Below are 1,275 nucleotides of genomic sequence, written 5' to 3' on the forward strand. Positions count from 1 at the left end.
GCTTCTTTCTGTCGGGGAGGGGAGGCGTGCATGTTGCGGATGCCGGCCAGGACGGTGGCGATGTGCCGGTCGCTCCGGTCGAGCGGCGTGCCCCGCTGGGTGTAGTTCCAGGAGATGGCGGACAGCCGCCGTTCGATGGTCGAGACCGCGTTGGGCTTGCTGCCCGGAATGACGGCGCCCGAGGCGCAGGCCGTGATGTAGAGCCCGACGACCTCCGGGGCAGGGGGCAGGAGCTCAAGGCCCTGCCGGCGGCACCAGGCGGCGAAGTGCTTCCAGTCGGAGGCATAGGCGCGGCGGGTGTTCGCCGAGCTCGCCGCTTCGAAATAGTCCCGCGCCCGCTCGGTGAGACGCTCGAGGTGCGCCGGAAGGGCAGGGGAGGGGGCAGGGAGGACGCTGCCGGTTGCGGGCGCAATTACTACCAGGTTCGCGATCAAGATCGGGGTTGTCAACCATCGCTAGGCCGCCTGGATGTCGGTCTGGGCAAAGTCGCGGCCCTTAAACAGCAGTGGCTCGCCGGTCGCCGCGGCGAGGGCGTAGGAAAAGCAGTCGCCGTAGTTCAGGCCGGCCCTGTGCCGGCCCTTGCCATAGCGCCGCCAGACGCGCCGGGCTTGGTCAGAGTGCTCGGCGGTCACCGCAATGATCTCGATCTCAGCCTTGTGCAGCCAGAGATCGAATTCTGCGCCGCCGGCCTCGCCAAAGCGCCCCTCAATGACCATCGCTGCTTCAACAACTGTCGCCGCCGAGATGAGCCGGATGGGATCGTCGGCGATGCGTTCCCGATAGCTCGGGGCATCCGGCTCGTTGAAGAAAATCGCGATGATCGCGGACGTGTCGATCACCATCAGTTCGGAAGGCCGTGTTCGTCGTAGCCGATCATTTTCTCGGGACTGCGATCATCAAGGATCGGCAGGGCACTCAAGCGCCGCTGCATCGCCTCCATGTCCTCGAGGAGGGCGGCCCTGCGCGTTTGTGCTCCCGTTCGCCTGAGGCGTTCCTCGATCGCCCGGCGCGTCGCGACGGTGATGCTCTCGCCGGTGCGCGCGGCGAGCGCGCGTGCGAGCCTCTCAGTCTCAGGGTCTTTGATGCTCAGCGCCATTGTGTAGGTTCCAAGTTCCTGATTATCAGTATTCTACCTGAATAGGGTGCGGCGGGCAATTTTTCCGACACCTGCAGGAGGCGGATTCTCGCGCTCCGGAGCCCCGAACGCGGCCGCCGGCGGGCGTTTGGACGGCCAAATCGCCTGTTGCTCCGCCTTTTCAAGGGACTGCATTCGAT

2 protein-coding genes and 1 pseudogene are annotated in these 1,275 nt (G+C 65.7%); all 3 read right to left on the reverse strand.

The genetic code is table 11. The features are described from left to right. Positions 1 to 431 (reverse strand): annotated as a pseudogene (locus tag V5F77_RS28850) (integrase); the annotation flags it as partial. Between the two features lie 24 nt (positions 432 to 455). Further along, entirely contained in the window at positions 456 to 842 is a 387-nt protein-coding gene (locus V5F77_RS28855) for a type II toxin-antitoxin system VapC family toxin (RefSeq protein ID WP_429008480.1), read from the reverse strand. Next, on the reverse strand, positions 842 to 1,096 hold the full coding sequence (locus V5F77_RS28860; protein ID WP_429008481.1) for a type II toxin-antitoxin system VapB family antitoxin: 255 nt from the start codon (positions 1,094 to 1,096) through the stop codon (positions 842 to 844). Before V5F77_RS28860 ends, V5F77_RS28855 begins: the two co-directional genes overlap by 1 nt. Positions 1,097 to 1,275 lie beyond the last annotated feature (179 nt).

Source organism: Roseixanthobacter psychrophilus (assembly GCF_043195195.1).
Classification (GTDB): Bacteria; Pseudomonadota; Alphaproteobacteria; order Rhizobiales; family Xanthobacteraceae; genus NCEH01.